The 1,114-nt window shown below is 61.8% G+C and carries 3 protein-coding genes; all 3 read right to left on the bottom strand.

Annotated features, from left to right (window positions below; genetic code table 11):
• A partial coding sequence (gene rpsR, locus I73_RS14370) for a 30S ribosomal protein S18 (RefSeq protein WP_022981254.1) occupies nucleotides 1-219 on the bottom strand: 219 nt, incomplete at its 3' end.
• A 19-nt stretch (nucleotides 220-238) separates the two neighbouring features.
• A complete protein-coding gene (priB, locus tag I73_RS14365) occupies nucleotides 239-547 on the bottom strand; it encodes a primosomal replication protein N (protein WP_026096749.1) in 309 nt (102 codons plus the stop codon).
• Nucleotides 548-581: 34 nt separating this feature from the next.
• On the bottom strand, nucleotides 582-944 hold the full coding sequence (rpsF, locus tag I73_RS14360) for a 30S ribosomal protein S6 (RefSeq protein ID WP_022981252.1): 363 nt from the start codon (nucleotides 942-944) through the stop codon (nucleotides 582-584).
• Between the last annotated feature and the right edge of the window lie 170 nt (nucleotides 945-1,114).

The following is a 1,114-nucleotide window of genomic DNA, read 5'->3' as shown; positions in this document are numbered from 1 at the left end:
CAGCTGACGCTGGAAGAAGGCACGGGTGCCGGTCAGGCGGGCCGGCGTGATCTTGCCGTTCTCACCGATGAAATCGCGCAGCAGATCCACATCCTTGTAGTCGATGTGCTTGACGCCAGCGACGGTGAAGCGGCAGAACTTCTTGCGGCGGAACAGCAGCGATTGCTGGTTGCGCTTGGGACGGCGGTCCTTCGAGAAACGAGACTTGGGCGGGGGCATACGATGACCTCTGAATTGTCTATCCGGGTTGCACGTCAGGTTCTTCCGTGGCGATGCTGGTCACGTGGAACACCACCCCTTTGCCATTGCGCGAGGGCGCCAGGAAGCCGGCAAACTGGGCCGGCGCCCCCAGCACCAGCGCCTGGGCTGGTCGGGTGATGTCTCCGATCGCCACCGCTCGGATCTGCAAAGAGACCTTGCGGGGCTGGCCGTTCTGGGTGACCTCCGAATCCGACTGAAGGGTCAGATCCAAGGCCGGCAGACCGGCGGGGGTGTAACGCATCGCACCGCGTTCGACCACATGAGCAGCAAGAACCAAACGGTTCATGACAGACGATGCGGCCGGACCGAACCTGTCAGGTTCAGGCGGTGGTTTCCTGAGCAGCCTTGCGGGCTTCTTCCTTCTCGACCGACTTCATCATGACGGACGGGGCGGTTTCGGCCTGGTCCATCTTGACGGTCAGGTGACGCAGCACGGCGTCATTGAAGCGGAAGCCGGTTTCCAGCTCGGCCAGCACTTCCTTCGAGCACTCGATGTTCAGGCACAGGTAGTGCGCCTTGGCGAGCTTCTGGATCATGTAGGCCAGCTGACGGCGGCCCCAGTCTTCCACACGATGGACCTTGCCACCACCGGTGGTGATCAGGCCCTTGTAACGCTCCAGCATGGCCGGAACCTGTTCGCTTTGATCCGGATGGATCAGCAGAACGATCTCATAGTGACGCATGAAAACTCCTTGTGGTTTCCAGAGCCCCCAGCCCCCCGACAAACCGGAGGAAGGGGCGGAAGCTGCCAAGGAGCGTCTGTGAACCCGTGGCAGCAAGGGTGAGCCGGCGATTATGGCACAAATGAAACAGGCCGGGCAAACCCGGCCTGCAAGGTCGACCTCCAGGGCCT

This window comes from Ideonella sp. B508-1, from assembly GCF_000333615.1.
GTDB lineage: Bacteria > Pseudomonadota > Gammaproteobacteria > Burkholderiales > Burkholderiaceae_C > Ideonella.
The sequence above is the reverse complement of the archived record's forward strand: the minus strand, read 5'-3'. Positions and strand labels throughout refer to the sequence as shown.

What these genes read in the sequence shown, in the direction of transcription:
- priB (WP_026096749.1), bottom strand. Translation starts at nt 547, where the DNA reads ATGAACCGTTTGGTTCTTGCTGCTCATGTGGTCGAACGCGGTGCGATG.
- rpsF (WP_022981252.1), bottom strand. Translation starts at nt 944, where the DNA reads ATGCGTCACTATGAGATCGTTCTGCTGATCCATCCGGATCAAAGCGAA.